General features: G+C 71.8%; 6 protein-coding genes and 1 pseudogene. All 7 read right to left on the bottom strand.

The window, feature by feature from the left end:
* On the bottom strand, window positions 1–487 hold a 487-nt coding region (locus FREUN1FDRAFT_RS37850; RefSeq protein WP_006545729.1), incomplete at its 3' end, for a hypothetical protein.
* Between the two features lie 20 nt (window positions 488–507).
* Window positions 508–2,223 carry a phage portal protein gene (locus tag FREUN1FDRAFT_RS37845; protein WP_006545728.1) on the bottom strand — a complete coding sequence of 572 codons (1,716 nt, stop codon included), beginning with the start codon at window positions 2,221–2,223 and terminating at the stop codon, window positions 508–510.
* Between the two features lie 297 nt (window positions 2,224–2,520).
* On the bottom strand, window positions 2,521–3,294 hold the full coding sequence (locus tag FREUN1FDRAFT_RS45650) for a hypothetical protein (RefSeq protein WP_006545726.1): 774 nt from the start codon (window positions 3,292–3,294) through the stop codon (window positions 2,521–2,523).
* Window positions 3,291–3,803 carry a hypothetical protein gene (locus FREUN1FDRAFT_RS37830; RefSeq protein WP_035957447.1) on the bottom strand — a complete coding sequence of 171 codons (513 nt, stop codon included), beginning with the start codon at window positions 3,801–3,803 and terminating at the stop codon, window positions 3,291–3,293. The genes FREUN1FDRAFT_RS45650 and FREUN1FDRAFT_RS37830 overlap by 4 nt, the downstream gene beginning before the upstream one ends.
* 38 nt (window positions 3,804–3,841) lie before the next feature.
* Entirely contained in the window at window positions 3,842–4,498 is a 657-nt protein-coding gene (locus tag FREUN1FDRAFT_RS37825) for a hypothetical protein (RefSeq protein WP_006545724.1), read from the bottom strand.
* An 8-nt stretch (window positions 4,499–4,506) separates the two neighbouring features.
* Window positions 4,507–4,731: a hypothetical protein gene (locus tag FREUN1FDRAFT_RS37820; protein WP_006545723.1), complete on the bottom strand. Its 225-nt coding sequence runs from the start codon at window positions 4,729–4,731 to the stop codon at window positions 4,507–4,509.
* A 2-nt stretch (window positions 4,732–4,733) separates the two neighbouring features.
* Window positions 4,734–4,994: pseudogene (locus tag FREUN1FDRAFT_RS44735) on the bottom strand (hypothetical protein); the annotation flags it as partial.

Genomic DNA, 4,994 nt, shown 5'->3' with positions numbered 1-4,994 from the left:
AGCCGGACCGGGCCCGGTTCGCGGTCATCGAGATGACCCGCTCCACGTTGAAGTACATGCCGGCGGCGTCGTCGGTGCGGCCATCAGCGAACTTGCGGCGCATCTCGTCCCGGTCGAGCACGTCGAGCACATGGGGCCGGTCGGCCATGTAGATGCCGCCACCGTCGTACTCGGCGAACCATGCGGCGAGCCGGCGCAGATGCTGCGGCGGCAACCGGTCGAGGTCGACCAGATGCTGCCGGATCGCCGGATGGTCGCGGTCTTCGACGTGCAGCCGGTCCCCGAAGTAGCCGCGTAGCCGAGCCTCTGCGGCGTCGGCCTGCGCACGTGTCGGACCTGCCGTAGCTGGGCGGCCTGCCCGGTGGCGGCCGGCGGCGTTGGCCGCGCCACCAACGCCGTTCTGCCGCGCGAACCGGCCTCGCCGGTCCCGGCGGACCTGAGACTCACGGAAGACGCGGAGCGCGGACGCGCGACCCCGGGGCGGCACAGGGCCTCCCGTGGGTCAGATCAGCGCGCCGGTGGTGCGGGTGGGCGTTTCTTCGCGAGGAACGCGGCAGGGGCCGGCTTGCCCCCGCCCGGCGGTGCGGGCGGGCCTGCGGAATCTTCGTCGGGCGGGGGCTCCTCTTCGCTGGGCTGGCCGGTGGGCCCTTCGTCGCCCATGCCGAACGGGTCGCCCATCCCCATGCCCATGCCGCCGCCGGTCTCCTCCTTGATCCGGTCGACTTCCTCCTGTACGGCCTGGTCGTCCCACTCGGGGTTGACCATCCGGACGCGGGTCTCGATCGATGCGGACTGTGCGGCGAACAGCGCCTGGGCGGTTTGGGCCACCGTGAGCGGCGCTTCGGAGACCTCGTCTTCCCAGTCGATGGCCGGGGGTTCCTCCGGGTCGCCGACGCCCTTGGTGTTGAACACGGTGGCGTCGATGACGAGCAGCGCGCGGACGAGCCTTCTCAGCTCCGGTGTCCAGTAGCGGATCTTCTTGTCTCGGGTGATCGCGGACCGGCGGTCCTTCGCGTTCACCTCGGTTGCCGTCGCTGCGGCGGCGGCACCGTCGGCGTCGGAGCCGAAAGTCTGCGCGGAGTACCCGGCCGCTCTCACGATCTGGTCGACCAGCTGCTGGGCGCTGCGCTGGTGCTCGTCCACCCGGATCGCGAACTGCGAGATGGTGATCTGCGCGCCGCCCTGCGTCTGGGGCGGCATGTTCAGCTGGGTGAAGATCTCCTGGTCGACGTCGAACACGGCGCCTTGGCCGCGGCCCTGCGTCTGCATGTACGCCTGCGGCACCACCAGCCGGCCCTTCGCCAGCCGGATGTCCCGCATCCACGAGCTGTAGACCTCGTCCAATGCGTCCATGAGCGGCTCGACACCGGAGTAGTCCGACCGGCCGAGGTAGGCCAGCGCCGGCCGGTCCCGCCACAGCCGCGCGGGGCGCATGTTCGGCACGTAGACGGCGGAGAGCAGGCCGTCGGGCAGGCCGGTGGGGATCGCCCCGTCCTCGTTGACCTCCCCCGCGATCCCCTCCAGCGACTTCACTTCGGCGAGGGGTACGGGGCGGCCGAGGCTGTCACGGGTGCCGCGGTAGGTCCCGTGGAGGATCTTGCCGGGCTCGTGGCGTTCCAGGTGGCGGATCACGACCCCGCCGCCATCCGGGGTGAACGACTGCCAGAATGTGACCGCCTTCAGGGCCGGCCCGGCGAACTCCGGCACGGCACTGTCGGGGTGGACGGCGTCGATCCACGGGTGTTCACGGAGTTCCTTGTCCCAGCGGATCCGCAGGAACACCCCGCCGAACGCCGCGGCAACCTCCGCGGCTTCAACCAACGCGGCGTCGAGGCCAGCGTCGTCCCGGATCGTGTCGAACCGGTCCTGTGCGCCGGCGGTAGGCAGGGTGATCGCCGGAGGCTCGGAGAACAGCAGGTCGGCGCTGGTGGTCGCGATGTCGCTGCCGATGGGGACGTGCAGCTTGTTCCGCAGGCTGCCCACGGACGGCGGCTGGCCCCAGAAGAAGCGGCTGACGGCACCGATGACACCACCGGCGTACTGGGTCCGCCGCGGCGCGAAGTTCCGCTCGCTGGCCGAACCCTGCGCTTCCAGGTCGATGTACGCGCGGGCGAGCGCGTCAGGGTCGCCCGTCCACCAGGCGGACCAGACGTTGAACCGGTCGAAAGCGGCCTGGTGCTCTTTCGGCGGCCAGGGGTTGGAACCACCCTTCGGGAGAGGCAACAGGGCCTCCCAGGGATGTAGCAGTCAGTAGTCAGAACCAGCTCTTGATGATCTCCACGCGCGGGGCGGAGACCCGAAATCAGCTACGCAGCGTTATTCCGAGCAGGCGCAGTGCCCGAAGGTGTCCACCGGACGCGAGCACGACCCGCACATCCCCGCGGCAATCCGGATCGGGGCTCGGAAGAGGATCGGCCAGCGGGGGCACGAGACGTCATCGGGCACCAGGCCCGGGTTGGGGGTGCGGTCCTCACGGTCGTCGGAGGAGTGCGCCCCACGGATCATGACCATGGTCACCGGTCAGTCCAGGAGAACGAAACGCGTCGCCCCGGCATGGCCGTGGATCTGCTCGGCGTGCTCGGCGCGGTCCCAGTGCACGGCCGAGGGCCGGTCACCGCGCCAGCGAACATCCGCCGAGCCGTCCGGCCACACCACCCCATCCGCCACGATCCCCGTCCCGGACACCCCGGAGACGTCGACGTCGCGGTGGAGCTGGAACCGGCGCGGCTGTGGGTCGTCGGCCGGCACGCTCACCCGGCGCAGACACTCCCGCTCCCGCATCGCCCGTCCGGCCTGGGTCATCCGTTCGGCTTCGGCCGGGCCTTCCTCCATCGCGGCGGCGGCGATGTCGGCGGCCGAGTGAACGTCACGCCACAGCTCGTTTCGGCGCGGGCTACCCGGCGCGGTCTCCGCCCAGCCGGCGGCCATCCGGTCCGTAGCGCCGATGAGCCGCCAGACGTAGTGCTCGACCGTTCCCGGCGCGGCGCTGAACCGTCCGGACCGGCCAGCGGCGGCGAGGCCCAGCGCGCCGAGACGCTCGTACTTCTGTGCGGTCGTGTGCCCGTCCCAGTCGTTCGCCCGGGTCTCCAGGCCCGCGGGGAACAGAGGCACGTCGTCGGAGCCCACGTGCCAGCACATCTGACCGGCGGGGCTGTGCACGCAGATCACCGGCCAGCCGGGCGACTCCGGATCCTCCGCCCAATGGGACGGGTACACCCGGGTCAGGAACGCGACCAACCGGGCCCGTTCGCTGTATGCGGCGTCGAGCGGGGACGCCTCCGCGGGGGCGGTCACGCCTGACCCCGTCGAGACGACATCTGCCGGGCCCACTGGGTCAGCTTCTCCGTGTCGACGGTGCCGCCTTCGGCGAGCCGCGGCGGCACCACGGTCACGGGCTCCTTGACCGGGTTGGCGTCGAGGAACTCCCAGATGCGGGCCGCCTCGGCGAAGAGATGCGCAGCGTCCTCGCTCGCGGCGCGGTCCGCGCGGCGTTCCAGCTTCGCGGCCAGAGCGCGCAGCGACTCCCGGGGATCCACACGCTCCTCGGGAGAGGTCTCCAGGTAGGCGCCCTCGGGCCAGACCGCGACACGCTCCCATCCGTCCTCGGACGCCAGAGCCTCGCGGCCGGTGTCGTACACCCGCACGTCCTGGCGGAGTTCGATCCGGCCGTCGGGATGGAAGACCTGGACGGCGATCCGGGGCTCCGGGCTCATATACAGGTCGCCCGAGTCGACAATCAGGGCGAGGGCGGTGGAGATGGCTGTCCGCTCGTCGGGTTCACTGCCCGGGTCGCTGGTCAGCACCTGGACGAACCGTCCTGTTGACGGGTATGGCATCGAGGTCAGAGGCCTTTCTTCAGCGCTGACCACGACTTGCCGCGGCCGAGCTTCCATCGCTTCGAGGTCTTCATCGGGCCGGCGACCTTGACGTTGCCGATGCGGAGCTTCGCCAACTCCGGGGGCACGTCGATCGGCTTCGGCTTCTCCGGCTCCGGCCGGGACGGCTTCGGTGCGGCGGTCCACACCCCGCCGGGTTTCGCCCGTGCGGCGAGCGCGGCCGACGACATCGGCCGGCGGATCGCCACGGTGGGGGTGTCTCGTGCCGGCCGGTGCAGGCGGACCGTTTCCGCTTCGCTGGCCGGTGTTCTGGCCGCGAGCTGGGCGGCGGTTGAGCGGGAGAGCCGCACTGTCGGGGCGTCAGCCCGCGTGTGCTCGACGGCCAGTGCCTGCCCGCCGTGGGCCTGTGCGAGCCGGCGGGTTCCGGGTCCTGGCTGTGCAGCCCGGCCGCGATGCGAGTTCAGCCCACCCCTGCGGCGGCCCAACCAGATCAGGAAACCCTCGGGGTTGTGGATGGTGGGGTCGGCGTACACCTTCGCCCGGAGCGGGTCCGCGCGGATCTTGCGCCGTTCCTCCGCCAGCTCGGCGAGGCTCGCCCCACGGCGTGACGGCCGCCCCCCGAAATCACCGGAGCCGTGGACAACCCGCGAGGTGGTGACCACCAGTCACCTCACAGCCGTGCGGGTGGTGTCGTCTCGCTGGCGGGTTCCGGTGTCCACTCGTCCCACGAGTCGCGCTGCTCGGAGCGCCAGCGGATGAACCGCCAGCGCCGGCCGCAGGCGTCGCACTGCCATACGGAGCCGGGGCCGAAGGCCGCACCGCGGTTGCTGTCGGGCTTTGAGCAGATGCGGCCGTAGCCGTGGGGATCGGCGGGCACCTGGTGAACCCACGGCATCGTCAGATCCCTTCGGGGTGGGCGGACATCAGCCGGGACAGCCGGCCGAGCTCGGCGCGGCGCTGGTCGACCAGCCGGCCGAGCTCGGCGCGGCGCTGGTCGACCAGCCGGCCGAGCTCGGCGCGGCGCTGGTCGACCAGCCGGCCGAGCTCGGCGCGGCGCTGGTCGACCAGCCGGGCGAGGTCGGCGCGTTCCCTGGCGTGGAGGTGCTCGGCGGTGCGGGCCCGCGTGCGTGCCTCCTGCGTGTGGCTACGGCCGGCGGC

It is taken from the genome of Parafrankia sp. EUN1f, assembly GCF_000177675.1.
In the GTDB taxonomy this organism is placed as follows: Bacteria; Actinomycetota; Actinomycetes; order Frankiales; family Frankiaceae; genus Parafrankia.
The sequence above is the reverse complement of the archived record's forward strand: the minus strand, read 5'-3'. Positions and strand labels throughout refer to the sequence as shown.